This window comes from Streptomyces sp. NPDC029292 (assembly GCF_055569295.1).
The window spans coordinates 769,561-796,209 of sequence record NZ_JBVHXR010000001.1; the positions used below are offsets into that span (position 1 = coordinate 769,561).

A 26,649-nucleotide genomic window follows, 5' to 3' on the forward strand; every position below is an offset into this window, starting at 1 on the left:
GGCGACTCACCCTCGGCGCCGCATTGGCTCGCGCGAGGGAGGAAGCTGCCAGGACGCGATGCCGCTCGAGCTGAAGTGCCGGGGATCACGCCGACGGCCCCGCACCCGCCAGCAAGCCGCAGCACTCTAGCGCGAGGGCGGCGGTGCGGTGCTGGCGCGCACCACAACCTTCGTGGGTACGAGCGTGGTGCCGTGTTCCGCCCCGTCACGGCGCATCCCCCGTAGAACGCCCTCGACGCAGAGGCGTCCCACCTCGGCGAAGTCCTGGTGCACCGTGGTCAGGGGCGGCAGGAAGGAGCCCGCATCGGGAATGTCGTCGAAGCCGATGACGCTGACCTCGTCGGGGATCTTCCGACCGCGCTCGTGCAGGGCACGCAAAAGGCCCAGCGCCATCTGGTCGTTGGCGGCGAACACCGCCGTGCAGTCCTTCTCCTCGGCGAGCCGGAGACCCGCGCGATAGCCGGACTCCGCCGACCAGTCGCCTCGCAGCAGGGGTGGCGGGGTGCGGCCCGCCTCGGTGAGTTCGGCGCGCCAGGCATCGGCACGGCGCTGTGCCGCGAAGGACTCCTCGGGGCCGGCCAGATGCCACACCGTGCGATGACCGAGATCCAGCAGGTGCCGTACGGCGGCGCGGGCTCCCCCGGCCTGGTCGGTGTCGACCACGGTGTAACGGTCGCCCGCGTCCGAATCGGCGACGACGACCTGGACATGAGGGGGCAGGGAGATGGTCGCCGCATCGAGCAGATGTACTTCCATGATGACGATGACGGCGTCGACGGCGAGCTCTCCCAGCCGGGAGAAGGCGCCGCGCACCTCGTCCTGGGTGGGGACGGCGACGGGCAGGAGCGTGACGGCATAGCCCTCCTGCGCAGCCGACGTGGCGATCGCCTCCAGGGTGCGCATATTGCCTGTGGTGGAGAGCGTGAAGGTGATGACACCTATGGTGCGGAATTCGCCGCGTTTCAGCGCCCGGGCGGCACTGTTGGGCCGGTAGCCCAGTTCCTTCATGGCCGCCAGAACCTGGAGCCGGGTGTCTTCGGTGACGCCCGCGTAACCGTTGGAGACGCGGGAGACGGTCTGGGACGAGACGCCGGCCAGACGTGCGACATCCGCCATGGACGCGGTCTGGGTGCGACGGGTCGTCCGTTCCCCCCTGCCCGATGATGCCCGGTCCATGTTCGTCGAGGCGCTGTCCGCCGTGTCCACCTGTCTCCCTTGTTACCCGAGTCGCAGTTTCACCAGGCGACCCTTGACCGCCGACATTGGCGCAGTGTAGACATGCCGCCATCAGATGTTTACGTAAACATAACAGCCCAAGGCTCTCCGCGGGGCGTGATGTTTACGCAAACATCGCGACGGCGTAAGACGCCGGTTCCGAGATGGACGAGCGAGGAACGACATGACGACGCTTCAACCCCCCACGGCCGTAACACGGCGCCCGGACCGGCCTCCGGCGAAACGGGACCGCCGTTCGTGGACAGGGTGGGGGTTCGTCGGCCCCTTCGCGGTGGTCTTCGCCTTCGTCTTCCTGGCTCCCATCGCCTATTCGATCTACCTGAGCCTCTTCCGCGACAAGCTCATCGGCGGCACCTCCTTCGTGGGCCTGGACAACTACCAACAGGCCCTGCAGGACCACCAGTTCTGGGACTCCCTGGCGCGCGTGTCACTGTTTCTGCTGGTCCAGGTGCCGATCATGCTGGGCATCGCCCTGCTCGTCGCGCTCGCCCTCGACAGCGGGCGGCTGTACGGCAGGGACTTCTTCCGGATCTCGATCTTCCTGCCGTACGCGGTGCCCGCCGTGGTCGCCACCCTCATGTGGGGCTACATGTACGGCGCCCGCTTCGGCCTCGTGGGCGACATCAACGACGCCCTGGGCGTATCGCTGCCCAACCCGCTCTCTCCCGGCCTGGTCCTGGCGTCGATCGGCAACATCGTCACCTGGGAGTTCGTCGGCTACAACATGCTGATCTTCTACGCCGCGCTCCGTGTCATCCCGCACTCGCTGTACGAGGCCGCGGCGATCGACGGCGCCGGACAGTTCCGCGTGATCACCGCAATCAAGCTCCCGGCCATCCGGGGCGCCCTGGTGATCGCGACGATCTTCTCGATCATCGGCACCTTCCAGCTGTTCAACGAGCCGAGCATCCTGCAGAAGCTGGCGCCCAACACCATCACCACCGACTACACCCCGAACTACTACACGTACTCGCTGTCCTTCTCGGGCCAGCAGCACAACTACTCCGCGACGGTCGCCATCGTCATGGGCCTGATCACCATGGTCATCGCCTACATCGTCCAGCTGCGCGGCATGCGCAAGGGAGCCTGAAGCGATGAGCAGCCCCGCCACCACCGTCTCCCCGGCCGCACCCGCCCCGTCCGGCTCCTCGGGCCCGATACCCCGGCTGCGCAAGCCGCGCCTGCAGGGCCCGGGCCGCCCGCGCCGCAGTGTGCTGCTGACCGTCCTCACCGGTCTGATCCTGCTCTACTCCCTCGTCCCCCTGGCATGGCTGGTCATCAGCGCCACCAAGACCCAGCAGGGGCTGGCCAGTTCGTTCGGTCTCTGGTTCAACGGCGACTTCGCGCTGTGGGACAACATCAAGGAGACGTTCACCTACAACGACGGCGTCTTCGCCCGCTGGCTGATGAACACCGTCCTGTACGTCGTCGTCGGGGCCGGCGGTGCCACCTTGCTGGCGGTGCTGGGCGGTTACGCCCTGGCGAAGTTCACGTTCCCCGGCAAGCGTGCCGTGTTCGCGGTCGTCATCGGTGCCGTCGCGGTGCCGGGCACCGCCCTGGCCGTGCCCACCTTCCTGATGTTCAGCAAGATGGGGCTGACCGACACCCCGTGGTCGGTGATCATTCCGTCCCTCATCTCGCCCTTCGGCCTCTATCTGATGTGGGTCTTCGCCACCGAGGCCATTCCCGACGAACTGATGGAGGCCGCCCGCATCGACGGCGCGGGCGAACTGCGCACCTTCTTCCAGGTCGTCCTGCCACTGCTGGCACCCGGCATCGTGACCGTCTCGCTGTTCACGATGGTCGCCACCTGGAACAACTACTTCCTGCCGCTGATCATGCTCAAGGACCCCGACTGGTATCCGCTGACCCTGGGCCTGAACAGCTGGAACGCCCAGGCCGCGACCGCCGGTGGCACACCCGTCTTCAACCTGGTGATCACCGGCTCGCTGATCACCATTCTGCCGCTGATCGCCGCGTTCCTGCTCCTCCAGAAGTACTGGCAGTCCGGTCTCGCCGCCGGAAGCGTCAAGGAATAGCCCTCAAGCCCCCGCACAGCACGGTCTCCCCCACAGTTCCTCAACCCTCATCAGGCACGGTTTCGGCCACGACGAAGTGGAAGCACGTCCATGCACATGAACCCTCGCCGCCTTGTGCGCGGCCTCGCCCTGCTCTCCGCCCTGGCTCTCGGCGCGACCGCCTGCGGCGGCTCCGACGACAACAGCTCCAGCTCGAAGCCGGTCTCCGCCAAGGACATCGACGCGGCCCTGAAGAAGGGCGGCACCCTCACGGTGTGGGCCTGGGAGCCGACGCTCAAGCAGGTCGCGGCCGACTTCGAGAAGGAACACCCCGCCGTCAAGGTCAATCTCGTCAACGCGGGCACCGGCAACGACCAGTACAAGGCGCTGCAGAACGCCATCTCCGCGAAGAAGGGCGTCCCCGACGTCGCGCAGATCGAGTACTACGCGCTGGGCCAGTACGCGCTGACGAAGGGCCTCGACGACCTGACGCCGTACGGCGCCGACAAGCTCGCGAGCAAGTACTCCCCCGGCCCGCTCAACGCCGTGAAGGCCGGCACCAAGAACATCTACGCCCTGCCCATGGACTCCGGGCCGATGGCGCTGTTCTACAACAAGAAGGTCTTCGACAAGTACAAGATCAAGGTGCCGACCACCTGGGACGAGTACCTCACGGCGGCCCGCGACCTGCACAAGGCCGACCCCAAGGCGTACATCGCCAATGACACCGGCGACGCCGGTGAGACCACCAGCCTGCTGTGGCAGGCCGGTTCGCGCCCCTACACGGTCGACGGCACCAAGGTGAAGATCGACTTCTCCGACGCGGGTGCCAAGAAGTACACCGAGGTCTGGCAGAAGCTCCTCGACGAGAAGCTGCTCGCGCCCATCACCGGCTGGAGCGACGACTGGTACAAGGGGCTCGGCAACGGCACCATCGCGACCCTCGCCACCGGCGCCTGGATGCCGGCCAACTTCGCCACCGGTGTGAAGGACGCCTCCGGCGACTGGCGCGCGGCGCCGCTGCCCGCGTGGACCGCGGGTGACAAGGCCAGCGCGGAGAACGGCGGCAGCTCGCTCGCCCTGCCCACGCTGGGCAAGAACAAGGAACTCGCCTACGCCTTCGCCGAGTACGCGAACGCCGGCGCGGGCGTGCAGACGCGCCTGAAGGCGGGCGCCTTCCCGGCGACCACCGCGGACCTCCAGTCCGAGGCGTTCCAGAACACCGAATTCCCGTACTTCGGCGGGCAGAAGGCCAACAAGATCTTCGCCGAGTCGGCCGCGAACGTCGCCTCGGACTGGTCGTACCTGCCCTACCAGGTCTACGCCAACTCGATCTTCAACGACACCGTCGGCAAGGCCTACGTGTCCGGCACCAAGCTGACCGCCGGCCTGGAGAGCTGGCAGGACGCCTCCGTCAAGTACGGAAACGAGCAGGGCTTCACCGTCCAGAAGTAACCGCTCGGAAGCTGCCGCTGAGGAGCAGGCGCTCAGCGGCAGCCGCTCGGAATCGACCACGCATCTCGCGCCACCCCCGTGCAGTACACCGGAAGGACCACCATGATCTCCACCCTCCTGTCCCAGTTGCGGCACGGACCGGACGGTGATCCCACGCCCCGCCTCGCCTACGGCGCCGACTACAACCCGGAGCAGTGGCCACGCGAGGTGTGGGAGGAGGACGTACGGCTGATGCGCGAGGCCGGCGTCAACATCGTCTCCCTGGGGATCTTCTCCTGGGCCCGCATCCAGCCGGCCGAGAACGAGTGGGACTTCAGCTGGCTCGACGAGATCATGGACCTGCTGCACGCGGGCGGCATCGGGGTCGACCTGGCCACCGCCACCGCCTCCCCGCCGCCCTGGCTCAGCACGGCGCACCCGGAGATCCTCCCGGTGACCGCCTCCGGCGAGACGCTGTGGCCAGGGGGGCGGCAGCACTGGCGCCCCACCTCGCCCGTCTTCCGCGACCACGCGCTGCGCCTGGTGCGGAAGATGGCCGAGCGGTACGCGGACCATCCCGCGCTGGTGGCCTGGCACATCTCGAACGAGCTGGGCTGCCACAACATCTACGACTACTCCGACGACGCGGCCCGCGCCTTCCGCGACTGGCTGCGCGCCCGCTACACCACCCTCGACGGCCTCAACCACGCCTGGGGCACGGCCTTTTGGTCCCAGCGGCTCAGCGACTGGGAGCAGATCCTGCCGCCCCGGCTGGCCGCCTCCTACCCCAACCCCACGCAGCAGCTGGACTTCAAGCGGTTCTCCTCCGACGCGCTGAAGGAGTACCTGCGCGCGGAGCGGGACATGCTGCGCGAGATCACGCCCGGGGTGCCGGTCACCACCAATTTCATGGTGATGGGCGGTACCAAGGGGATGAACTACGCCGACTGGGCCGGTGAGATCGACTTCGTCTCCAACGACCACTACGTCATGCCCGGCCCGCAGGACCGGGACGAGCTGTCCTTCTCCGCCAACCTCGTCAGCGGCATCTCCGGCGGACGCCCGTGGTTCCTCATGGAGCACTCCACCAGCGCCGTCAACTGGCAGCCCGTCAACGTCGCCAAGCGGCCCGGCGACCTGGCCCGTGACTCGCTGCTGCACGTCGCGCACGGCGCCGACGCCGTGTGCTTCTTCCAGTGGCGGCAGTCGGCGGCCGGCGCCGAGAAGTACCACTCGGCGATGGTGCCGCACGCCGGGTCCGACAGCGAGGTCTTCCGCGCGGTGACCGCGCTCGGGCAGACCCTGCGGACGCTGGCCCCGGTCGCCGGGACCGAGCGTGAGCCGGCCCGGGTCGGGATCGTCTTCGACTGGGAATCGTGGTGGGCGAGCGAGCAGGACTCCCACCCGACCTCCCTCCTGGACTACCGCGGGGAGGGGCTCGACTGGTATTCCGCCCTCCTCGCCCTCGGCGTACGGGCCGACATCGTCACCGCGCAGACCGACCTCGACCGGTACGAACTCCTGATCGCACCCGTGCTGCACATGGTCCCCGCGGCATTGGCCAAGGAACTCACGCGGTACGTCGAGCACGGTGGCCACCTGGTCACCACGTACTTCTCCGGTGTCGTCGACGAGAACGACCACATCTGGCTCGGCGGCTACCCGGGAGCCCTGCGCGATCTGCTCGGCATCCGCATCGAGGAGTTCGGTCCACTGCTCGACGGCGACACGGTCGAACTGGACCTGGACGGCGCCACCACGGGCGCCCTGTGGACCGACCGGATCACCGTCACCGACCCCGAGGTGGAGGTACTGGCCCACTACCGCAGCGGTACGTACGCCGGCCTCGCCGCCGTCACCCGCCGCACGGTGGGCCGGGGCTCGGCCGCGTACGTCTCCACCCGGCTGGGCGCGGACGGCCTCACCGGGCTGCTGCCGAAGCTGCTCGCTCCCGCCGGCGTCCACAGTGAACTGCCCGACGGCGCGAGGGGAAACGTCGAGCTGATCGTGCGCCGCGGCGCCGACAGCCGCTTCCTGTTCCTGGTCAACCGGACCGACGAGACGGTGCCGCTGACCGGCCTCGACGGGGAACTCCTGATCGGCCGGGCAGACACCGACGGCGCGCTTGTTCTGCCGCCCCGGGACGTCGCCGTACTGCGACAGCCCGCCCTCTGACCCCCTGATCCCAGGGGCACACCGTCGTGCCCTGTGCCCGCAGGGCACGACGGCCACCGCAGCGACCACAGACGAGTTGGGAGCACACGTTGGCACGCCGAACCCGCACACGACGGCTTCTGGGAACCATCGGAGTCACCGCTCTGGCCACCGGGGCAGCCCTGGTCACAGCCCCACCGACGAACGCGCAGACCTCGACGCCGGCGGCGGCCGCGGCCGTCACCGTCCGGCCCGACCCCTCGTACAAGGAGCAGAGCTTCGAGGGCTGGGGCACCAGCCTGGTCTGGTTCGCCAACGCCACCGGCAACTACCCGGCGGAGATCCGCGAGAAGCTGGCCAAGCTCCTCTTCGGCGACGACGGCCTCGCCCTCAACATCGCCCGCTACAACAGAGGCGGCGGCAACGCCCCCGACGTCAAGGACTACCTCGCGGGCGCGACCAAGCGGCTGGAGAAGGCGCACGGCATCAAGGTCGACACCCTCGACCCGTTCAACGAACCCAACACGGGTTACTGGGGTACGCGCCTGGGAGCCGACGGCCAGCCCGTCGGCGGCCGCCAGGAAGGGGCTCACATCGGCCCGGAGCTCCAGCAGAAGGTGATCCGCGCACTGGCCCCCGCCCTGAAGAAGGCGAAGACCGGCACGGAGATCTCCGCGATGGACGAGACCAACCCGAACCTCTTCGCGCAGAACTGGAACACCTACCGTTCCTGAAGACTGAGCAGGAGTGATTCCGCTCAGCCGCACGCCCCGAACGGTCTTGGGCGCTCCCCCACTGCCTTAAGGGCGTGGGAGGTACCCCCAGGTCCCCGGCGTACTCAACCCCGGGGCGGCGACACGCATCCAGTGCGTGGTCCGGTCCCGGGAGGCCAGCTCCCTGCGACCTGGCCAGGTGGGTACGGCCAGAGGCGACGAGGAGGCCCCGGGCCATCTCTCTGGTGGAGCGGGGGCCCCGCACACTGGCGCCGTACCCGGCGTCCCAGATCGCACGATCACGTTAACCCGATCGGCCCAGGGCCCCGCAAGCCCGCGACCGGACGATCACACGATCGAGCTAACTCGACCTCGTACGCACTCCCCGGCAACCAGTTACCAACCCCCAGGACGTGCGTGATCTCGTCGGCCAGATGAACGTCCACACCTACGGCACCGGCGGCCGTACCAGCGTGAGGGACCTGGCCAAGGCGGCGGACAAGCCGCTGTGGATGAGCGAGGTCGAGGGTGACTGGGGCGACGGGCAGAGCTTCACGGACATGCGGGCCGGCCTCGGGCTGGCCCAGCAGATGGTCGACGACCTGCGCGAACTCGAGCCCAAGGCCTGGGTGTTCTGGCAGCCCGTCGAGGACTACGACAACATGAAGCCCGGCGGGGAGTCGGCAAAGGGCGGCAACTGGGGCAGCATCCAGCTCCCCTTCAGCTGCACCTCCGCGGACACCCTGGCCACGTGCCCGATCCACACGAACACGAAGTTCGACACCGCCCGCAACTTCACGCACTACATCAAGCCCGGGGACCGTCTGATCAAGACCGACGACGCCTCGAGCGCCGCCGCGGTCTCCAAGTCGGGCAACGCGGCGACCGTCGTCCACGTCAACCGCACCGCCGACGCCCGCGCGGTGACGATCGACCTGTCCAAGTTCGGCCACATCGCCCGCAATGCGACCGTGACGCCCGTCGTGACGAGCGCCGAGGGCAAGCTCGCACCGCAGACCCCGATCGCGGTCACCGGCCGGCAGGCCACGTTCACCGTGCCCGCGCAGTCCGTGACCTCCTTCGTCGTGAAGGGCGTGTCGGGCGTGGCCAAGGACGCCGCGCTGCTGCGGCAGGGCCACACCTACGAACTGACCGGCGTCCAGAGCGGCAAGGCGCTCACCGTCGCGGACGACGGCACCAAGCTCGTCATCAAGACCGCGGCCACGGACACGGCCGGCACGGGACAGCAGTGGCAGCTGCGCCAGATCAGCGGCGACACCGGCAACCGGCAACGGTATGTGTTCGCCAACCCCGCCGAAGGAAAGCGTCTGGCCGTGCGGGACGGCGCCCCGATGCTGGAGGCGGACCTCGGCCACCGCGACAAGGCCACCCAGTGGATCATGTCGACGACCGGCGACGGCACCTGGACCCTGGTCAACGCCGCCACCGGCGGACTCCTCGAAGTCGGCGGTCAGGCCACCACCGACGGAGCCGCCGTCACGACATGGACGCCGAATTCCGGATCCAACCAACGGTGGAAGGTCTCCGACGTGACCGACCGCGCCGGATCGTAGCCCTTCAGTCGCATCTCCGCGTCACGCGCGTCTGTGCCCGCCCCTGTCCCATGCGGGCACAGACGCGCGATCCCGCACGGGACGGCACGGCAACCATGCGGGACCGGTGGCGGCCGGTCCGGGCAGCAGGGCCCACCAGCCCGCCGTCACAGCGATGTCATGACGTGCTTGATGCGGGTGTAGTCCTCGAAGCCGTATGCCGAGAGGTCCTTGCCGTAGCCGGACTTCTTGTAGCCGCCGTGCGGCATCTCGGCGACCAGGATCATGTGGGTGTTGATCCATACGCAGCCGAAGTCGAGGCGCTTCGACATGCGCATCGCGCGGGCGTGGTCCTTCGTCCAGACCGAGGAGGCGAGGGCGTAGTCGACGCCGTTGGCCCACTCCACGGCCTGGTCCTCGTCGGTGAAGGACTGGACGGTGATGACCGGGCCGAAGACCTCGTTCTGGATGATCTCGTCGTCCTGCTTGAGGCCGGAGACGACGGTGGGAGCGTAGAAGTAGCCGCACTCACCGACGCGGTGACCGCCTGCCTCGACCTTGGCGTGCGGGGGCAGCCGGTCGACGAAACCGCTCACCTGGGCGAGCTGGTTGACGTTGTTGAGCGGGCCGAAGAGCACCCCCTCCTCGTCGATGCCACCGGTCTTGACGTCGGCGGCGGCCTTGGCCAGCGCGGCGACGAACTCATCGTGGACGGACTCGTGCACCAGCACCCGGGTGGCGGCCGTGCAGTCCTGTCCCGCGTTGAAGAAGCCCGCCGTCGTGATGCCCTCGACGGCCTGCGCGATGTCCGCGTCGTCGAAGACGACCACGGGTGCCTTGCCGCCGAGCTCCAGGTGGACGCGCTTGACATCCTTGGCGGCGCTCTCGGCGACCTGGATGCCGGCACGTACGGAACCGGTGATCGCGGCCATCGCCGGAACCGGGTGCTCGACCATGAGCTGCCCGGTGTTCCGGTCGCCGCACACGACATTGAGCACACCGGCGGGCAGATCCAGCTCCCGCAGTACGTCACCGACGATCCCGGCGAGCAGCACGGTGGACGCGGGGGTGGTGTCCGAGGGCTTGAGGACCACGGTGTTGCCCGCGGCGATGGCCGGTGCGAACTTCCACACCGCCGTCATCATCGGGTAGTTCCAGGGCGCGACCTGCGCGCACACACCGATCGGCTCCCGCCGGATGATGGAGGTCAGGCCCTCCGTGTACTCCCCCGCCGACTTGCCCTCCAGCAGGCGCGCGGCGCCCGCGAAGAAGCGCAACTGGTCGGCCATGGGAGCGATCTCTTCGGTCCTGGTCACGGCGCGGGGTTTGCCGGTGTCGCGGCACTCGGCCTCGACCAGCTCCTCAGCGCGTGCCTCGACGGCGTCCGCGATCTTCAGGAGCAGCTTCTGCCGGGTGCTGGGGGTGGAGTCGCGCCACAAAGGAAAGGCCGTCTCCGCGGCTGCCATCGCCGCGTCCACGTCTGCCGCCCCCGAGAGCGGTGAACTCGCGTACACCTCACCGGTGGTGGGGTCGACGACGGGCAGTGTGCGACCGTCCTTCGCGTCGACGAATTCACCGTCGATGTAATTGCGCAGTGTACGGATTTCGCTCACGACGTTCTGTGCTCCTCGTGGCTCGGGAATCGTAGGGATACAGGAATGCGCTGTCAGGACTGGCTGGACGATGACGATGGCTACGGCTATGACTATGGCTATGACTATGGCTATGACGCAGCGCCCCGGGGGTGGAGGGCGGCCGTGAGACTTCGTTCCGGTCGTGCCGGCGTGTGGGGGCCGACCCGAATGGCGCGGAATTGGCGACTTCCGCACCTGCGGGCCATGCCGGGGGACAGCAACTGCGGAACGGATGACCTGACCAGGCCGGGCAAGCCAGGCCTGGTCTCCCGTCCCAGGGCACAGACGCTAACCACCACCCGACCAGCCAAGAAGTGGCGGATTCATCCATAGTCCCGATGCCTTATGGATGATCTGCACACCCACCGGGAGCCGTGCCGTCGAGGCAGGGCGGGAGGACATCTGTCTGCGGCACGTGGGTGCGTCCACCGGTAAATCACTCATTGACGCGCAGAGGACATGTCCCTACTGTTGCGCCACGCGGTCGCCGGGCTGGCGCAGACCGCGTGTACCGGATCGTTCCTTTTTCCGCGGATCGCCTGATCGTGATGGCGGATACGAACGAGTTCCGGAATGCCATGGCCGTTGGCGACGGCTATTGGCTCCTCGGGTCGCATTCCGGCCTGTTCGCTCATGACGCAGATCGCAGTTCACAGATCCCCTGTTGTCCCCTCTGGTGCTGATCCCTGCCGCGCCCCGTCTCGACCGCGCCCCACACCTGTCATCGGTGTGCTCCGACGCGGGGCCGTCGTGTTCCAAGAAAGGCATGACCACAATGAATGAGCAGTCACACAGAAGCATGAGCCGCCGGTCGATCCTCCGGGCGGCCGGAGCCTCCGCGCTGGCGGCACCCCTCGCGGGGAGTCTGCTCACCGCGTGCAGCACCAAGTCGACTCCGTCGGCCAAGCCGAACACCACGGTGACCGTCACTTCGTACGGCGGCTCGTACAACGACCAGTTGACGAAGACCCTGCTCAAGCCGTTCGAGAAGAAGTCGGGTGTGCGTTCGTCGCTGCTGGCCAACACCAGCCTCGCCGGGCTCAAGACTCAGGTGCAGTCCGGCGATGTCCAGTGGGATCTGGTGGAGTTGACCGCGCCGGAATACCTCCAGGCCGTCGACGAGGGGCTGTTGGAGAAGCTGGACTACGGCGTCATCAGCGACAAGGGGCTGCCGTCCTACGCGAAGGCCGACTACGGCATCAAGTACCTCAGCTTCCTTTTCGTGATGGCCTGGGACCAAAAGCACATTCCCGATGCGCAGGCGCCCAAGAATTGGGAGCAGTTCCTGGACCAGGGGCGCTACAAGGGCAAGCGTTCCGTCTACTCGCAGTTGTCCGACAGCTCGATCCTGGAGGCGGCACGACTCGCCGCGGGCGTGCCGTTCGACAAGATCTACCCACTCGACGTCGATGCCGCCCTGAAGTACCTGGCCCAGCACCCCGGGCGCGACGGGCTGATCTACCACACGGCCAACCAGGAGCCGATCCAGCAGCTGACCTCGGGTGAGGTCGCGCTCTCGACAAGCTTCAACAACCGGATCAGCGCCGCCCGCAAGGACGGGGCGAGGCTGAACTTCACCGCCCAGAACAGTGTCGTCGCGGGCGACTACTTCGTGGTCCCCAAGGGTGCCAGGAACAAGGAGGCGGCCTTCCGGCTCCTGGACTTCATGAGCAACGACGCCGCGGCCGGCGCCGACTTCATCCAGACCACCAACCTGACCCTGGCCAACACCCCGGCGCTCGCCAAGCTGCCTTCCTCGGTGGCCGATTCGCTGCCCACCAGCCCCAAGCTGGCGGACTCCATCCTGGTCCGCGACGACGAGTGGTGGGCCAAGAACCTCAAGGCGACCGAGCAGCGCTTCAAGCTGTGGCAGGCGGGCAGCTGATGACGTCCACCGTCACGCCTGCCGCGGCGTCGGCACCCGCTTCCGCCGGCACTGATGCGCCGCGGCGGCGCCGGCGCCCGCGCGGCATGTGGTTCCTGCTGCTGGCGCCGGCACTCGCCTTCGACGCCGTACTGTTCCTGACGCCTCTCGGCAAGCTCGTCGCGGCGAGCACCCACGGTCACGCCTACCAGCGGGTGCTGGAGGACCCGCTGGTGTCGCGGTCGCTGCTGAACACCTTCGAGATCAGCGCACTGTCGACGCTCGCCACGGTCGTGCTCGGCTATCTGCTGGCCGTGGCGATCTGGCGGCGCGGGCCGCTGGCGCGGGTCGTCCTCTTCGCTCTGGTGCTGCTGCCCTTCTGGACGGGCGTCCTGGTGAAGAACTTCGCCTGGGCGGTCCTGCTGCAGGACAACGGCCTGGTGAACACGGCACTGCAGGGCCTCGGTATCACCGATGCCCCGCTGGCCCTGCTCCACAACCGCTTCGCCGTCGTGCTCGGCATGGTGCACTACCTGCTGCCCTACGCCGTCTTCCCGATCTTCGCGGCCCTGGCCGCGATCGACGACCGGCTCGAACTGGCGGCCCGGTCACTGGGGGCGGGCGAGGCGTCGGTCTTCCGCCGGATCATCCTGCCTCTCACGATCCCGGGGGTGTCCGCCGCGGGTCTGCTCGTGTTCATCATCAGCACAGGCTTCTTCATCACGCCCGTCGTGCTGGGCGGCCCCGGCGACATGATGATCGCCAATCAGATCGATTTCTACGCAAGGCAGTTGACCGACTTCGCCGGTGCGTCGGCGCTGGCGCTGCTGCTCACCGTCATCGTCAGCGTGCTGGTCGCGGTATACCAGCGGATCCTTCGCGCAGGAGGCGAATATGAGGCTCACTAGACCTCGGCATGTGCCCTCGCTGATCGCCTCGGTGCCGGTCTTCGTCTTCCTCGTCGTGCCGACGCTGATCGTGCTGCCGGTGGCGTTCACCGGCAGCCGCTACATCACCTTCCCGCCCAAGCGGTTGTCCACCGAGGCGGTCACCGGATTCTTCAGCGACCAGGCGTGGATGTCGGCGCTGTCCGCGAGCCTGCAGGCGGCCGGTATCGCCGTACTGATCGCGGTATTGCTGGGCGGGACGGCCGCGGTGGCACTGCACGGGCGTACGTTTCCCGGGAAGGCGGCGGTCACGGGCGTACTGCTCGCGCCGATGATCGTGCCCGCGGTGGTGCTGGCTCTGGCGTTCTACCAGTTCTTCATCTCCATCGGCATGGTGGGGACGGTCCTGCCGATCGGCCTGGCCCATGCCGTGATCGCCGTACCGTATGCCTTCCTCACCGTGCGAGCCAGTCTCGCCGGGCTGAACCCGGCGCTGGTCCACTCGGCGAGCAGCCTGGGCGCGGGGGCGTTCTCCGTCATGCGGTTCGTCTATCTCCCGGTCATCCGGCCGGGGCTCATCGCAGGGGCCCTGTTCGCCTTCTCGGTGTCCATCGACGAGACGGTCATAGCGCTGTTCCTGCAGTCCCCGAACGCGACGACGCTGCCGGTGAAGATGTTCACCGACATCCAGTACAACCTGACCCCGAAGATCGCCGTGTCCTCGGCGATGCTCGTCACCGTCGCCACGCTCGGTCTGCTCGTACAGGTCTGCTTCACCATCCGCCGCCGCTCCGTCGGGCGGCTGCTCCCCTTGACCACCCCCGAACAAGCAGGGTGAACCATGACGACCACGACCACGACCACACAGCAGGCATCCGCCTCGACTCCCCACCAGGAGCGGCGTGGCGCCATCGAGCTGCGGGGCGTTCGCAAGATGTACGGGAATGTCGCCGCCGTCGATGATCTCGATCTGTCGGTCGAACCCGGTGAGTTCGTCACGCTGCTCGGGCCGAGCGGTTCGGGCAAGACCACGACGATGATGATGGTCGCCGGGTTCGAGGAGCTCACCTCCGGCACCGTGCTGATCGACGGCAATCCGGTGGACCGGCTGCCTCCCAAGGACCGCAACCTCGGTGTCGTCTTTCAGAGTTACGCCCTGTTCCCGCACATGAGCGCCGCCGAGAACGTCGAGTTTCCGCTGCGCATGCGAGGGGTGCAGCGCGGCGAGCGGCGCAAGCGCGCGGAAGAGGCACTGGCCCGCGTCGGTCTGGCCGGGCTCGGCGACCGGCGTCCGCGTCAGATGTCCGGCGGCCAGCAGCAGCGCGTCGCGCTCGCCCGCGCCCTGGTGTTCAACCCTGCGGCCCTCCTCCTGGACGAGCCGATGGCCGCCCTCGACAAGCGCCTGCGCGAGCAGATGCAGGACGAGGTCAAGACACTGCAGCAGTCGCTCGGCATCTCCGTCCTGTTCGTCACCCATGACCAGGACGAGGCCATGTCCATGTCCGACAGGATCGTGGTCATGCGCGACGGCAGGATCGTGCAGGAGGGCGCCCCCGAGGACGTGTACGCACATCCGCGTACCGACTGGGTGGCCAACTTCCTCGGCGACACCAACCTGCTGCCCTGCACGGTGCTCGAACGCAAGGACGGCGAGGCCGTCGTCGATCTCGGCGCGTGGGGAGTCGGCCGGGTACGGGACCGCGGGGCCAAGGGCGACGCGTACGCGGTCTCCATCCGCCCCGAGCATCTGCGCTTCATCGACTCCGACCGCACCGAGAACCGCGGCTCCGGCCGCGTACTGTCGTCCACCAGCCTCGGAGCCACCATCCGCCACCGCCTGCACGTGGGCGGCCAGGACGTGGTCATGCGCGAACTCGGCACGGGCTCGCGCGCGACGGGCGAGGTCGACGGCGACGTGACGGTCGGCTGGTCCCCGGAGGAGGCTCAGCTGCTCGTCCTGGAGCCCTGAGGACCGCTGGGCCGGGGCGATTCAAGGCGTTCTTGCAGCGGGTCACTTGAGCCCATGACGGAACTCATCGCAGGGAAGTGCGCCCGTCCTCGGCCCGTGCGGCCACCCACAAGGCGATCTGCGTGCGCGATCGAATGCCCAGCTTGTCGCGGACCTTGTCCAGATGCGTGGCGACCGTACGTATCGAAAGACCGAGCCGGTCCGCGATATGCCGGTTGGTCAGTCCGTCGGCGACCAGTTCGGCCACCATGAACTCCCTTGCGGTGAGCATGGACTGGTCGTCGACGAGCTGTACGGCATCCGTCGCCGTCCGGTGGCCACCGCTCCTTCTCCGCAGGGCGTACGCGACAAGCCGATCCCCGAGCAGCCGGTGTCACGTACGAGGTACTGGGCCACCTCATTCGCCTTCAGTCACGATGTGCCCTCGCCGACTTCTCCGGAGCCGACCGGCACGCCAAGGCTGCGAACACGCTGTCCGAACGACACGAACTACCGCTCGTGTCCGTCTTCACCACGTGGTACCAAGCATTGCGCGCCTCCATGACGCAGCCCCTGCGGGCGGCCGAAGCCGCGTACGAAGAGGCTGCCGACTGCTTGGACGGGGCCGGTATGCCGGGGCTGCAACGCGGCCTGCTGCCCCTGGCCCGGCTGAGTCTCCACGTCCGCCACAGCCAACCGGCGCTCATCAGCGGGATGGACAGGCACACCGATTGGGGCCCCCTACGAACCCTGGGTGCATCCCATCCTGCTCGTATCCGCAGGACACGACGACGATGCCCGCCACGCACTGCGGGACATCGCTTCCCCGCCGCGCGACCTGATGTTCGAGGCACTCCGGTGTCTTCTCGCGCAGGCGGCGATCCGTGTGGGCGACCACACGGTGATGCAGCGCGCATACACACAACTGGAGCCGGCTTCCTCCGAACTCGCCGGCGCCGGAAGCGGCCTGATCACCCTCGGCCCGGTGTCCGAACAGCTGAACGCGCCGGCCTCGGCACTCGCCCGTCCACAGCGCCTGGTTCAGGAGCAAGAAGAAACAGCGCGGCACCGGCTGCATGACTACGCCCCTCCTGCGCCGATAGCGGCGCAGAGGGCCACATCCGGCTTCACCCACCGCGACAACTCAACAGCCGACCTCCGCCTCCCGGCAAGGTGCCTGATCACAACGTCGGCACCCCCTCGTGTTCTCCAATTCTCAGAAACTCCCCCAGAGATGGTCGGCATCCAGCGCTTCCCACTCCTGCGCCGGGATATGGAGAAGCCGTTCCCTCTCTTGAGTCCCGGGCAGGGCGCCGTGGTCCCCCATCACTTTGAGAGCGGACACGGCGGTGACGTGACCCAGCCGGAGGGCTTGCGTCATGGTCACCCCTCGTACCAGGCCCGCGAGAAAGCCGGCCGCGAAAGCGTCACCGGCGCCGACCGGTTCCACGACCGTCGTCCGCAGTGCCGGCACCGTCCAGATGCCGTCCACGGTGAGAGCGGACGCGGCGCAGGCCCCGTCCTTGACCACCAGGATCCGCGGATGCGGGAGCAGCTCACGGATGCCCGTGGCCGTCAGTCTCGTGCCCCACAGGTCCTGCGCCTCATCGAGACCGACAAAGACGATGTCCGCCTGATCCGCCAGCTCACGCAGCATGGCTGGAGCCGTGTCGGGCGGCCACAACGCGGCGCGGTGATTGACGTCGAAGCTGACCGCATACGGCCGCTCGCCGACGGGAACGGCGAGGGCACGCGTCACCAGGCGCCGACAGGACGAGGACAGTGCCGGTGTGATGCCGGTGAAGTGAAGTACGGAGGCCGTGCGCACCGGTTCCTGCTCCAGGAGTTCGGGACCGAGGGCGGAGGCTGCCGAATTGCTCCGGTAATAGTGGACGCGGGTACCGGCGGAGAGCGGGTTCTTCACGAGAAGGCCCGTGGGGCGGTGGGGGTCGGTACGCACGTGCGAGACGTCAACTCCGGCCGCCGCGACGGCAGCCCGGACGCGGAGTCCCAGTGCGTCATCCCCGAGGGCCGAGAGCCAGGCGACGGGGATGCCGTGGTCCGCCAGGTACATGGCGACGTTCGACTCGGCTCCGGCAACCGACAGGTGCAGAGCCTCGGCGTCCTGCACAGGCCGGGGCGGGTCGGGGGCCAGGGCTGCCATCGTCTCGCCGATGCACACGACCGCTCCGGTGAGGGGAAGCCAGGGAAGGTTCATGCCGACTCCGCCGCAACCGTCGACCGCAGCCGCCCGGGGGTGTCGAGCCTGTATGCGGGCGCGGGTGTCCCCGGTACGTCGACCGGCACGGCGAAGAGTGCGCCATCGTGCGGGCCAGGTGCGGCCAGACCTACGCGGGCGGTGGTGACGTGGAGGATGTCGTGTTCGAGGCACACACCGGCGGGCTGACTCGCCGGCAGCTTCACGGTGCGGTCGAGTCGGCCGTCCGGCAGATACCGGCGTACCTCTCCCGTGCCCCACACGGCGACCCAGAGGGCTCCTTCGACATCGACCACCATGCCGTCGGGGCTGCCCTCGTCCACGGTGACAAACGCCTCCGGTGCGCCGAGGTGGGCGGTCACCGGGTCGACCGGGAAGCGCCGGATGATCCCCCGCGCACTGTCGGCCAGGAACATGGTGCGGCCGTCGGCCGTGAACGCGGGCCCGTTCGGCACCGTGATGCCGTCAAGGACCCGGACCACCGTGCCGTCGTGGTCCACCCGGTAGAGCGCGCCGACGCCCTCGTCCGCCTCGTAGGCCATGCTGCCCGCCCAGAACCGGCCGGCGGGATCGGCAGTGGCGTCGTTCATGCGCATGGGCAGCGGAGCCGCCGCCTCGGGGCGCGCCAGCCACGTCGTGCAGCCGTCGGGGGCGAGCAGGCAGATCCCCGTCCCGGCCGCGGCGATCCAGGTGCCCGGACGGTCGGCCACGGGCGCCACCGCTCCCAGAGGTTCCGGCAGTTGAGCCAGTTCCCTCAAGGGCGCTGCAGGATCGTCGGGGGCGCTCAGCAGCCGGCCCGCGAGAATGTCCACGAGCACGATGCCGCGCTCCGTCCAGCGGATGCCCTCGCCGAGTTCCAGTCGGTCGGGACGGAGGGCTTCGATCACTGCGTGACCTCCTGTACGGCGGCTCGAAAGGCGCGGGCACGGGCACGGAGGTCGGTCAGGCTGCCGCCGTCGGCGGCGTCGTCGACAAGCGGTGAGCCGATCCCGACGGCGGTTGCTCCTGCGGCCAGATAGGCGCGGGCGGCCCGTTCGTCGATGCCGCCCACCGGGACGAACGGCTCATGCGGGAACGGTCCGCGCAGGGCCCTGAGGTAGGCGGGGCCGCCGGCCTGGGCAGCGGGGAAGATCTTCAGCGCGGCGGCACCGAGGGCGCGTGCGCTCAGGATCTCGGTCGGAGTCATGACGCCGGCCAGGACGGGCATGCCCAGTTCGCGTGCGGCCTCGGCGCCGTCTCCCAGTGCGGGGGTGACGGCGAAGTCCGCCCCGGCCAGGTGGGCAGCCCGGGCATCGGCGGCGGTCAGGACGGTGCCGACGCCGAGGGGCCGGTCGGGGCCGAGGTCCCGTCGCGCCCGCTCGATGACGGACAGGGCGTCCTTTCCGGTCAGCGAAACCTCGATCAGCTCGATGCCCGCGTCGGCCAGGGTCAGCACAGTGCGCAGCGCGGCGTCGGCGTCGGAGCCGCGAATGATCGCGACCAGGCGGTGGGCGGCCAGGGCCGCTCGAAGATCCATGGACGAGTCTCCTTGTCTCGCAGGCCGGTTCAGGGGCAGCGGCAGTCCGCGGTCAGCGTCAGCCGCCAGCGGACTTCGCCGGACGACGGCACGCAGGCGGCGTCACCGGGGCCCGCCTCGGCGAGGTCGAAGACCCGGCCGAGCATCGGCTCAACTCCCGTACTGCGATAAGGGCGTTCAGCGGGAAAGCCGCCGAGGTTGCGCCACAGGCCGATCGACATGGGCTGCCCGTCGGCTTCGAGAGTCAGCGCGAGGCGGTCCTCGTGGTCGTGGACGCAGCAGCGTGATACGTCCACGACGGCTCCGACCGCGGTGCCGTCGTCGGGGCCGAACCGGTCCAGGCTCAGTCCGCAGGGGGTGGGCCAGCTTCCCTCCACCCAGGGGGCGCCCGTCGGCCATGGCCGGCCCAGCAGCGTGGCCGCTTCCGGGAAGAGACGGGTGCTCGCTCCCGCGCGGGCGTGCAGGGCAGCGTGCTCGGACAGGTCGAGCAGCGCGTGGGCGGCCCAGACGAAGCGGAAGCCCGGGTCGGCGGTCAGGAGGTAGTCGGCCTCGGCGCCGTCGGCCGTGGGCCGCATCGCGCGCGTCAGAACGAACCGGCTCCCGCGCACGGTTTCCGTGCCGTGCTCGTCACGCGTCCAAGGCCGTGACCAGGCTTCACCGTGGTCGGGAGCACCCCGCACGGTGGGGACGCATTCCTCCAGGCCTCCCGCATCCACGAACACGTCGCCGGGGGACACGCTCTCGCGTCCTGGGGCCTCGCGCCTCCACAGCCACTCGCGGTCTGCTGCCCGCAGCGATGTCCACCGACCGCCGTGCGCAGGATCGGTGACGATGTCCATGGGCACCGTCACCACTCCGTGAAGGAGCCGTCGGCATGCCGCCACACCGGGTTGCGCCAGGCGTGACCGGTGCGGTCGGCCGCGCGTACGGCCGCCTCGTCCACGGTGATGCCCAGGCCGGGTGCCTCGCCGCGAGGTGCGTGCCCGTCCACGAACCGGAACGGTTCGGGGTCGACAAGGTAGGAGAGCAGGTCGGCGTCCTTGTTGTAGTGGATGCCTCGGCTCTGCTCCTGGATCAGGAAGTTCGGTGTCGCGAACGCGATCTGGAGACTGGCCGCCAGGGCGATCGGGCCGAGGGGGCAGTGCGGGGCGAGGAGGGCGCCGTAGGTCTCGGCGAGCGACGCGATGCGGTGCACCTCGGAGATACCGCCGGCGTGGGACAGGTCCGGCTGGGCGACGGCGATGCCCGCGGCGAGGACGGGCAGGAAATCGCTGCGCCCGTAGAGCCGCTCGCCGGTGGCGAGCGGTACGTCGGTCGCCGCGACAAGGCCGGGCAGCAGGTGCCCTTGTTCAGGTACGACGGGTTCCTCGACGAACAGCGGGTGCAGACAGGCGAGTTCGGCCAGGACCCGGCGGGCGCTGGCGGCCGTGAAGCGGCCGTGGAAGTCGACGGCGACGTCGCGGTCGGGGCCGAGGACCTCGCGGGCGGCTGTCACGCGCGCGACGACCGCCGCGGTCTCGGCCGCGGTGACCACCGGCGATGTGGCCCCGGCACCGTTCATCTTGACGGCGGTGAAACCGGCCTCCACCTGGGCGGATATCTGCTCGGTGAGCTCGGCGGGTTCGTCACCGCCGACCCAGGCGTAGACCCGGACCCGGTCGCGCACGGGGCCGCCCAGCAGGGCGTGCACCGGGGCGCCGTACGTCTTTCCCGCGATGTCCCACAGGGCCTGGTCGAGGCCGGCGACGGCACTGGACAGGACGGGGCCGCCGCGATAGAAGCCGCCCTTGGTGAGTACTTGCCAGTGGTCCTGGATGCGCAGCGGGTCCTGGCCGACGAGGTATTCGGACAAGACGTCCACGGCGGCGCGGACCACCTCGGCGCGTCCCTCGACGACCGGTTCACCCCAGCCGACCACGCCGTCGTCGGTCTCGATGCGGCAGAACAGCCAGCGTGGCGGGACGAGAAAGGTTTCGATGCGAGTGATCTTCACTGAGCGCGCGAGCCTTCCGTCTCGTCGGAGCCGCCGATGCGGTCCAGATCGCGGCCGGCCTGGTCGAGCAGGGCACGCATCGCGGCCTCGGCCGCCTGCGGGTTCTGCTCCCGTACGGCGTCCAGGACGGCGTGGTGGGCCGGTACGGGGTCCTCGCTGTGCGGGTGGCTGTGCACGATGCGGTCGCGGTGGGCCAGGCCCGACTCGATCACCATCTCCATGCGTTCGAGGAGTTCGTTGTGGGTGGCGGCGAGCAGGGCGCGGTGGAAGGCGAGGTCCGCTTCGACGGCGTGTGCCGCGTCGCTGCCCTGCTCTCCCATCGCCTCCAGGGCCTTGTCGAGGGCGGCGAGGTCGGCGTCGGTGCGCCGTTCGGCGGCGAGGCGCACGGCGGCCGGTTCGATGATGGCGCGCACTTCGGCGAGGTTCTGCAGCAGCGCGCGGTCGGCGTCGGTGGTGCGACCGCCCTCGAACTGCCAGCGCAGTACGTCGACGTCGAGCAGGTTCCAGTCGGCCCGGGCCCGTACGAAGGTGCCGCGCTTCTGGCGGGCGTCGACCATCCCCTTGGCGGCGAGCACTTTGAGGGACTCGCGCAGGGCGGTGAGGCTCACGTCCAGCTCGCTCTGCAATGCCACCAGGTCGAGTGTGGCGCCCTCGGGGATCTCGCCGCTGAGGATACGGCGGGCGAGGGCTTCCACGGTCTGACCGTGCACGCCGCGACGGGCGTAGGGCGTCATGTCGTACAGCCTTTCTGCTTCGGAGGTGAGCGTGGTCATGCGGAGGCCTTGACGACGCTCCAGCCGCCGTCCACGACGAGACTCGTCCCGGTGATGTAGGAGGCTTCGTCGGCGGCGAGGAACGCGATGGCCGCGGCCACCTCCTCGGGGGTGCCGAAGCGGGCGGCCGCGGTCTCGGCGATGCTGCGCTCCCGGTCCTCAGGGCGCACCCTGTCCCAGGCGGCGGTCAGGATCGGCCCGGGCACGACGGCGTTGACGCGTACCTCGGGACCGTATTCGACGGCGAGTTGACCGCACAGGGACAGCAGGGCGCCCTTGGAGGCCGCGTAGGCGGGATGTCCGGGGATACCCTTGTAGGCGTGGACGGACGAGGTCAGCACCACCGCCCCCGAGCGGTCCCGCAGATCGGGTACGACCGCCTGGAAGCCGAGGAAGCTGCCGGTCACGTTGACGGCCAACTGCCGCTGCCACGAGGCGAGGGACATCTCGTGAGCCGGGGTGACGTCGACGGTGTAGGCGTTGCTGACGAGGACGTCCACAGGTCCGAAGTCGTGGGCGGCGGCCACGATCCGTGTCCAGTCGTCCTGCGCGGCGACGTCGGCTCCGACGAACCGGGCGAGGCCGCCCGCCTTGGTGATCTGCTCGGCCACGGCTTCGCCGCGCTCCTCGGCGACGTCGGCGAGCACGACGGCGGCTCCCTCCAGGGCGAGGCGTTCGGCCGTGGCGGCTCCGATCCCGGAGGCGGCGCCGGTGACCACGGCCGTGCGGCCGGTGAAGCGGGCACCGTACCGTCGTGCGGACTGGTCCATCGTGGGGTTCGACTCCTTGGTGGGAACGGAACTGCTGGTCTGCCGTGCTGGGCAACATATGCCGGACCGGGCTTTACTGCCGTGTCAGCACCACCAGTTCGGCGTCGTGGCCGGCGCTCCAGGTGAAAGGCACCCCGTAGTGGAGCAGATGGGCTCCGCTGTACGTCGTTCCCGTGGCGTTGTCGCGGTAGCGGGCATCGGGGTCCAGGCCTCGCAGCCGGAGCCGGTCGGCACGGCCGGGTACGAGTGGAGCGCCGTCGAGGCGTCCCGTGCTGAGCGCGGCGACGACCGTGCGGCCCGCGTCCGGGGCGTCGTACTGCACACCGCAGGTGGAGTCTTCGGGGGTGCCGAGCAGCCGGGCCTCGCCCCCGTGGATGATCTGACGCACCTCCTTGTAGCGGGCGATCCACCGGGCGGCCTCGGCTTGCTGTTCTCCGGTCCAGGCACGCAGGTCGGCGCCGATGCCGAGCACGCCGCACATGGCGCTCACGAAACGGAAGGCGAGACTGCGAGGGCGTGGGTCGAACACTCCGGGGGCGTCGGTGACCCAGGAGCTCATGACGTGCGGGGCGTGGGCGTGCAGGAAGCCGTACTGGATGGACAGCCGGTCCAGGGGGGCGGTGTTGTCGCTGGGCCAGACGACATCGGTCCGCGCGAGGGTCGCGTGGTCGATGCGCCCGCCGCCGCCCGCGCAGCCCTCGACGGTGACGGCAGGGTGGGCGGCGCGCAGGTGGTCCAGGACGCGCAGATATCCGGCGACGTGCCGGGCGTCCAGGTCGAGCCGGTCGGCGCGATCCGTGCCCGGACGGCCGCGTTCGGTGGGCGGCCGGTTCATGTCCCACTTCAGGTAGCCGATGTCGTACGCGGTCAGCAGCCGGTCGAGCGTGCTGATGACGAAGTCCTGGACGTCGGGGCGGCCCAGGTCCATCAGCAGCTGGTTGCGGACCAGGCGGGCCGGGCGCTCGTCGATCCGGTAGACCCAGTCGGGGTGCTCGGCGTACAGGCGGCTGCCCGGGCTGACGGCTTCCGGCTCGACCCACAGGCCGAAGTCGAGGCCCAGGGCGCGTACGTCCTCGACGAACCGGCCGAAGCCCTGGGGGAAGGCCGCCGGGTCCGGGTACCAGTCGCCCAGTCCCCCGGTGTCGTCGGCGCGGCCGGTGAACCAGCCGTCGTCCACGACGAACAGTTCGACCCCGATGTCCGCGGCTGTCTTGGCCAGCTCCAGCTGGCCCGCCGCGTCGACGTCGAAGCCGGTGGCCTCCCAGGAGTTGTAGAGGACCTTGCGGAGGCGGTGCAGCCGCTCACCCGCCAGACGGCGCTCGTAGCGGTGCCAGACCCGCGCCAGTCCCTCCAGCCCGTCAGGGCTGAACGCGCAGGCGAGACGGGGGGTGGTGAGGGTCTCGCCGGGAGCGAGGAGGACCGCGCCCTCGTGCGGGACCCGGCCGGCGCGGACGCGGACAATACCGCCGGGTTCGGCCTGCGCGGTGATGTGCCAGTTGCCGGGCCATTCCAGGGCGACTCCGTAGGCGGCCGGCGCATCCCCGTCCTGCACGGCGAGCCACGGCGCGTACGCGTGTCCGGGCACACCCTGGAGGCTGCCCATGGTGAACGTGCCCCGGCTCAGGTGGAGTTGGGTGTGCTGGAACTCCTGCGACCACTGACCGGTGAGGTACGTCAGCCGTGCGCCGGCGGTGACGGGGATGTTCACGGCCGCCGAGTCGAGCCGCTCCAGGCGCAGTTCCTCGTCTCCCGTGCAGATGAGTTCGGTCCAGCGCAGGACGACGTCTGTGCCCGGTACGGTCGCGTAGCACAGGACGGTGCGCAGTCCCAGGACGTCGTCGGTGAAGGCGAGCCGCAGGGCACCCGCTGCTTCCTCCGCGCCGTCGAAGTCCCACCACACGCCGCGCTCCGCGCCCGGGCGTGCCGCCACGAGGTCCGCGCCGGTGAACGGGCGCAGCCCGTAGGGGAGATATTCGGCGGGCGCGGCATCCGCGGGGGTGATGAAGTGGGTGCGTCTCGACCAGTCCAGGGCGGACGGGCCGTCTTCGGCCCCGAGCGGTCCCCAGGCGTCGAGTTCGGCCCACCGGTCGTCCGGGGAGAGGCGGACGGTGTAGCTGGTGTTCTCGGTACGCAGGGTCCAGCGCCGGTACGACGTCACTTCACCGCTCCCAGGTTGAGGCCCGCCACGAAGTGCCGCTGGAACCGCAGGAACACGGCCACGGTGGGCGCGGCCGCGATGACCGACCCGGCGGCGATCACGTTCCACATCGACACGTACTGCCCCTGGAGCCCGATGAGGGCGGCGGTGATCGGCATCTTGGTGTCGCTGCGCAGCACGGTGATCGCCCAGAGCAGGTCGTTGAAGATCCAGGTGAAGGACAGCGCGCTGAGCGCGGCGAGCGCGGGGCGGGTCAGCGGGAGGATGATCCGCCAGAAGACCTGCCCGGGACCTGCGCCGTCGACGACCGCCGCCTGCTGGATCTCGGGCGGAATGGCGCGCATGAAGCCGTGCAGGACGAAGACGTAGAAGCCGACACCGAAGCCGATCTGCACGCCGATGAGGGCCGGCAGGGTGTCGAAGATGCCCATCAGCTCGCTCAGCTTGGAGACCGGGATGAGCAGGATCTGCGGCGGCAGCAGGTTGCCGCCGAGCATGAGCAGCAACAGGAAGCGGCGGAAGGGCAGTTCGTAGCGGCTGAGAGCGAACGCGGCCATGGCGGCCAGGGCCAGCGTCACCAGGACGCACGGCACGGTGACGACCAGGCTGTTGATCAGGGCCCGCTGCTGGCCGCCGTCGACCCAGGCCTGGCGGAAGTTGCCGAGAGTGAAGGAGCGGGGCCAACTGCCCAGGCCGTGCGCGGCAATGTCGTCGAAGGAGCGCAGGCTGGTCACCAGGACGAGGGCGATGGGCAGCAGCCACAGGACGGCCAGGGTGCCGGCGCCCAGGTGGAATCCCGCGGTCGCGGCTCGTTTGCGGCGCAGTGCCGTGGACGTGGCGGACATCAGTCGGCCTCCCGGAACGCTCGGACGAGGTAGGAGCAGATGACGCCGAAGGCGAGGACGAAGATGACGACGGCCAAGGCGGAGCCGTAGCCGAGCCGCAGGGACTGGAAGGCGGTGGAGTACATGTACGTGCTCAGCAGCTCGGACGAGTGGTAGGGGCCGCCGCGGGTCAGCGACCACACGACGTCGAAGGAGCGCAGCGAGTCGATGACGATGACGGACAGGACGACGGCGTTGACGCTGCGCAGCTGGGGCAGGGTGACGTGGCGGAAGCGCTGCCACGCTCCTGCGCCGTCGACCTTGGCCGCCTCGTACAGGGCCGGGTCGATGCCCTTGAGGCCGGCGAGGTAGAGGACCATGACGTAGCCGATCTGCCGCCACAGCGCGGGCACGATCACGGCGTACAGGGCGGTGTCCTGGTCGGCGAGCCATGCGTGGCGCAGGCTGTCGAGGCCCACCGATTCCAGGAGTTGGTTGAGGACCCCGTCGGGCTGGTAGATCGCCTGCCAGACGAGGGCGGTGGCGACCAGGGAGAAGACGACGGGCAGGAAGAGGGCGGCCCGGTAGAAGCCGACGCCGCGCCGTTCCTGCTGGAGCAGCAGCGCGGCGGCCAGGCCGAGGAGCGCGGACAGGCCGCCGAACACGAGCAGCCACAGCACGGTGTGGCCGGCCGCGCTGCGGAAGGTGTCGTCGTGGGCCATCTCCCGGAAGTTGTCCAGGCCGATGAACTTCGGCGCCGAGACGCCGTCCCACTGAGTGAGCGCCAGGTAGAAGCCCTGCAGCGCGGGCCAGAACACCCACAGTGCCTCGGCGAGCAGCGGCACGAGGACGAAGGCGAGCACCAGCGGGGGTGTGCGCCCCGGACCCCGGACCCGCTTGCCGCGAGGGCGCGGCGGGGCCGGGGTCTTTCGTTCGGCGGCGGTCAGGACGGCCAC

General features: G+C 69.3%; 21 protein-coding genes and 2 pseudogenes. 10 read left to right on the forward strand and 13 right to left on the reverse strand.

The genetic code is table 11. The features are described 5' to 3' along the window. Positions 1 to 126: 126 nt before the first annotated feature. Positions 127 to 1,116: a LacI family DNA-binding transcriptional regulator gene (locus ACZ4WS_RS03545; RefSeq protein ID WP_467976715.1), complete on the reverse strand. Its 990-nt coding sequence runs from the start codon at positions 1,114 to 1,116 to the stop codon at positions 127 to 129. A gap of 283 nt (positions 1,117 to 1,399) precedes the next feature. Between ACZ4WS_RS03545 and ACZ4WS_RS03550 the strand changes: the two genes are divergently transcribed. The 6 genes and pseudogenes from ACZ4WS_RS03550 to ACZ4WS_RS03575 all read left to right on the forward strand — a co-directional run. Beyond that, a complete protein-coding gene (locus ACZ4WS_RS03550; protein WP_467976716.1) occupies positions 1,400 to 2,326 on the forward strand; it encodes a carbohydrate ABC transporter permease in 927 nt (308 codons plus the stop codon). A gap of 4 nt (positions 2,327 to 2,330) precedes the next feature. Continuing rightward, a complete protein-coding gene (locus ACZ4WS_RS03555; protein WP_467976718.1) occupies positions 2,331 to 3,275 on the forward strand; it encodes a carbohydrate ABC transporter permease in 945 nt (314 codons plus the stop codon). A 90-nt stretch (positions 3,276 to 3,365) separates the two neighbouring features. After that, complete coding sequence (locus ACZ4WS_RS03560) at positions 3,366 to 4,709, forward strand: ABC transporter substrate-binding protein (protein ID WP_467976720.1); 1,344 nt, start codon at positions 3,366 to 3,368, stop codon at positions 4,707 to 4,709. Between the two features lie 102 nt (positions 4,710 to 4,811). Beyond that, entirely contained in the window at positions 4,812 to 6,863 is a 2,052-nt protein-coding gene (locus ACZ4WS_RS03565; protein ID WP_467976721.1) for a beta-galactosidase, read from the forward strand. An 89-nt stretch (positions 6,864 to 6,952) separates the two neighbouring features. Further along, positions 6,953 to 7,567, forward strand: a pseudogene (locus tag ACZ4WS_RS03570) (glycoside hydrolase); the annotation flags it as partial. A 392-nt stretch (positions 7,568 to 7,959) separates the two neighbouring features. Continuing rightward, positions 7,960 to 9,129: pseudogene (locus ACZ4WS_RS03575) on the forward strand (RICIN domain-containing protein); the annotation flags it as partial. 146 nt (positions 9,130 to 9,275) lie between these two features. On the opposite strand, the gene ACZ4WS_RS03580 reads toward ACZ4WS_RS03575, so the two are convergent. Continuing rightward, positions 9,276 to 10,721 (reverse strand): gamma-aminobutyraldehyde dehydrogenase, encoded by a 1,446-nt coding sequence (locus ACZ4WS_RS03580; RefSeq protein WP_467976723.1) that lies wholly within the window; start codon positions 10,719 to 10,721, stop codon positions 9,276 to 9,278. Between the two features lie 820 nt (positions 10,722 to 11,541). Between ACZ4WS_RS03580 and ACZ4WS_RS03585 the strand changes: the two genes are divergently transcribed. Genes ACZ4WS_RS03585 through ACZ4WS_RS03600 form a run of 4 tightly spaced genes read left to right on the forward strand, consistent with a single transcriptional unit; the run spans position 11,542 to position 15,462 of the window. After that, a complete protein-coding gene (locus ACZ4WS_RS03585; protein ID WP_467976725.1) occupies positions 11,542 to 12,627 on the forward strand; it encodes an extracellular solute-binding protein in 1,086 nt (361 codons plus the stop codon). Further along, entirely contained in the window at positions 12,627 to 13,514 is an 888-nt protein-coding gene (locus ACZ4WS_RS03590; protein WP_467976727.1) for an ABC transporter permease, read from the forward strand. Before ACZ4WS_RS03585 ends, ACZ4WS_RS03590 begins: the two co-directional genes overlap by 1 nt. Further along, positions 13,501 to 14,331: an ABC transporter permease gene (locus tag ACZ4WS_RS03595; RefSeq protein WP_467976729.1), complete on the forward strand. Its 831-nt coding sequence runs from the start codon at positions 13,501 to 13,503 to the stop codon at positions 14,329 to 14,331. Before ACZ4WS_RS03590 ends, ACZ4WS_RS03595 begins: the two co-directional genes overlap by 14 nt. Before the next feature lie 3 nt (positions 14,332 to 14,334). Continuing rightward, entirely contained in the window at positions 14,335 to 15,462 is a 1,128-nt protein-coding gene (locus ACZ4WS_RS03600) for an ABC transporter ATP-binding protein (RefSeq protein WP_467976731.1), read from the forward strand. 64 nt (positions 15,463 to 15,526) lie between these two features. On the opposite strand, the gene ACZ4WS_RS03605 is transcribed toward ACZ4WS_RS03600, so the two are convergent. The 11 genes from ACZ4WS_RS03605 to ACZ4WS_RS03655 all read right to left on the reverse strand — a co-directional run bounded on the left by ACZ4WS_RS03605 (position 15,527) and on the right by ACZ4WS_RS03655 (position 26,649). Continuing rightward, positions 15,527 to 15,733, reverse strand: coding sequence for a response regulator transcription factor (locus ACZ4WS_RS03605; RefSeq protein WP_467976732.1), 207 nt, complete (start codon positions 15,731 to 15,733; stop codon positions 15,527 to 15,529). Positions 15,734 to 16,657: 924 nt separating this feature from the next. Next, positions 16,658 to 17,659, reverse strand: a complete 1,002-nt coding sequence (locus tag ACZ4WS_RS03610) for a sugar kinase (RefSeq protein ID WP_467976733.1) — start codon at positions 17,657 to 17,659, stop codon at positions 16,658 to 16,660. Next, complete coding sequence (locus ACZ4WS_RS03615) at positions 17,656 to 18,546, reverse strand: SMP-30/gluconolactonase/LRE family protein (RefSeq protein WP_467976734.1); 891 nt, start codon at positions 18,544 to 18,546, stop codon at positions 17,656 to 17,658. The genes ACZ4WS_RS03610 and ACZ4WS_RS03615 overlap by 4 nt, the downstream gene beginning before the upstream one ends. After that, positions 18,543 to 19,175, reverse strand: coding sequence for a bifunctional 4-hydroxy-2-oxoglutarate aldolase/2-dehydro-3-deoxy-phosphogluconate aldolase (locus tag ACZ4WS_RS03620; RefSeq protein WP_467976736.1), 633 nt, complete (start codon positions 19,173 to 19,175; stop codon positions 18,543 to 18,545). Before ACZ4WS_RS03620 ends, ACZ4WS_RS03615 begins: the two co-directional genes overlap by 4 nt. Positions 19,176 to 19,204: 29 nt before the next feature. After that, positions 19,205 to 20,014, reverse strand: coding sequence for a hypothetical protein (locus ACZ4WS_RS03625; RefSeq protein ID WP_467977171.1), 810 nt, complete (start codon positions 20,012 to 20,014; stop codon positions 19,205 to 19,207). A gap of 8 nt (positions 20,015 to 20,022) precedes the next feature. Then, entirely contained in the window at positions 20,023 to 21,168 is a 1,146-nt protein-coding gene (gene dgoD / locus ACZ4WS_RS03630; RefSeq protein WP_467976737.1) for a galactonate dehydratase, read from the reverse strand. Next, a complete protein-coding gene (locus ACZ4WS_RS03635; RefSeq protein WP_467977172.1) occupies positions 21,165 to 21,902 on the reverse strand; it encodes a FadR/GntR family transcriptional regulator in 738 nt (245 codons plus the stop codon). Before ACZ4WS_RS03635 ends, dgoD begins: the two co-directional genes overlap by 4 nt. A gap of 35 nt (positions 21,903 to 21,937) precedes the next feature. Further along, the gene (locus ACZ4WS_RS03640; protein ID WP_467976739.1) at positions 21,938 to 22,711 is read right to left on the reverse strand and encodes an SDR family NAD(P)-dependent oxidoreductase; all 774 of its coding nucleotides are present in this window, start codon (positions 22,709 to 22,711) and stop codon (positions 21,938 to 21,940) included. Between the two features lie 73 nt (positions 22,712 to 22,784). Continuing rightward, positions 22,785 to 24,869 (reverse strand): alpha-galactosidase, encoded by a 2,085-nt coding sequence (locus ACZ4WS_RS03645; protein ID WP_467976741.1) that lies wholly within the window; start codon positions 24,867 to 24,869, stop codon positions 22,785 to 22,787. Continuing rightward, the gene (locus tag ACZ4WS_RS03650) at positions 24,866 to 25,714 is read right to left on the reverse strand and encodes a carbohydrate ABC transporter permease (protein WP_467976743.1); all 849 of its coding nucleotides are present in this window, start codon (positions 25,712 to 25,714) and stop codon (positions 24,866 to 24,868) included. The genes ACZ4WS_RS03645 and ACZ4WS_RS03650 overlap by 4 nt, the downstream gene beginning before the upstream one ends. Beyond that, on the reverse strand, positions 25,714 to 26,649 hold the full coding sequence (locus ACZ4WS_RS03655; RefSeq protein ID WP_467976745.1) for a carbohydrate ABC transporter permease: 936 nt from the start codon (positions 26,647 to 26,649) through the stop codon (positions 25,714 to 25,716). Before ACZ4WS_RS03655 ends, ACZ4WS_RS03650 begins: the two co-directional genes overlap by 1 nt.

Excerpts from the sequence above, each read along its gene's own strand:
- ACZ4WS_RS03620 (WP_467976736.1), bottom strand. The coding sequence starts at position 19,175 with ATGGATCTTCGAGCGGCCCTGGCCGCCCACCGCCTGGTCGCGATCATT.
- ACZ4WS_RS03610 (WP_467976733.1), bottom strand. The coding sequence starts at position 17,659 with ATGAACCTTCCCTGGCTTCCCCTCACCGGAGCGGTCGTGTGCATCGGC.
- ACZ4WS_RS03550 (WP_467976716.1), top strand. The coding sequence starts at position 1,400 with ATGACGACGCTTCAACCCCCCACGGCCGTAACACGGCGCCCGGACCGG.
- ACZ4WS_RS03585 (WP_467976725.1), top strand. The coding sequence starts at position 11,542 with ATGAGCCGCCGGTCGATCCTCCGGGCGGCCGGAGCCTCCGCGCTGGCG.
- ACZ4WS_RS03545 (WP_467976715.1), bottom strand. The coding sequence starts at position 1,116 with ATGGCGGATGTCGCACGTCTGGCCGGCGTCTCGTCCCAGACCGTCTCC.
- ACZ4WS_RS03635 (WP_467977172.1), bottom strand. The coding sequence starts at position 21,902 with ATGACGCCCTACGCCCGTCGCGGCGTGCACGGTCAGACCGTGGAAGCC.
- ACZ4WS_RS03590 (WP_467976727.1), top strand. The coding sequence starts at position 12,627 with ATGACGTCCACCGTCACGCCTGCCGCGGCGTCGGCACCCGCTTCCGCC.
- ACZ4WS_RS03565 (WP_467976721.1), top strand. The coding sequence starts at position 4,812 with ATGATCTCCACCCTCCTGTCCCAGTTGCGGCACGGACCGGACGGTGAT.
- ACZ4WS_RS03560 (WP_467976720.1), top strand. The coding sequence starts at position 3,366 with ATGCACATGAACCCTCGCCGCCTTGTGCGCGGCCTCGCCCTGCTCTCC.
- ACZ4WS_RS03555 (WP_467976718.1), top strand. The coding sequence starts at position 2,331 with ATGAGCAGCCCCGCCACCACCGTCTCCCCGGCCGCACCCGCCCCGTCC.
- ACZ4WS_RS03625 (WP_467977171.1), bottom strand. The coding sequence starts at position 20,014 with ATGGACATCGTCACCGATCCTGCGCACGGCGGTCGGTGGACATCGCTG.
- ACZ4WS_RS03595 (WP_467976729.1), top strand. The coding sequence starts at position 13,501 with ATGAGGCTCACTAGACCTCGGCATGTGCCCTCGCTGATCGCCTCGGTG.
- ACZ4WS_RS03640 (WP_467976739.1), bottom strand. The coding sequence starts at position 22,711 with ATGGACCAGTCCGCACGACGGTACGGTGCCCGCTTCACCGGCCGCACG.
- ACZ4WS_RS03605 (WP_467976732.1), bottom strand. The coding sequence starts at position 15,733 with ATGCTCACCGCAAGGGAGTTCATGGTGGCCGAACTGGTCGCCGACGGA.
- ACZ4WS_RS03600 (WP_467976731.1), top strand. The coding sequence starts at position 14,335 with ATGACGACCACGACCACGACCACACAGCAGGCATCCGCCTCGACTCCC.
- ACZ4WS_RS03650 (WP_467976743.1), bottom strand. The coding sequence starts at position 25,714 with ATGTCCGCCACGTCCACGGCACTGCGCCGCAAACGAGCCGCGACCGCG.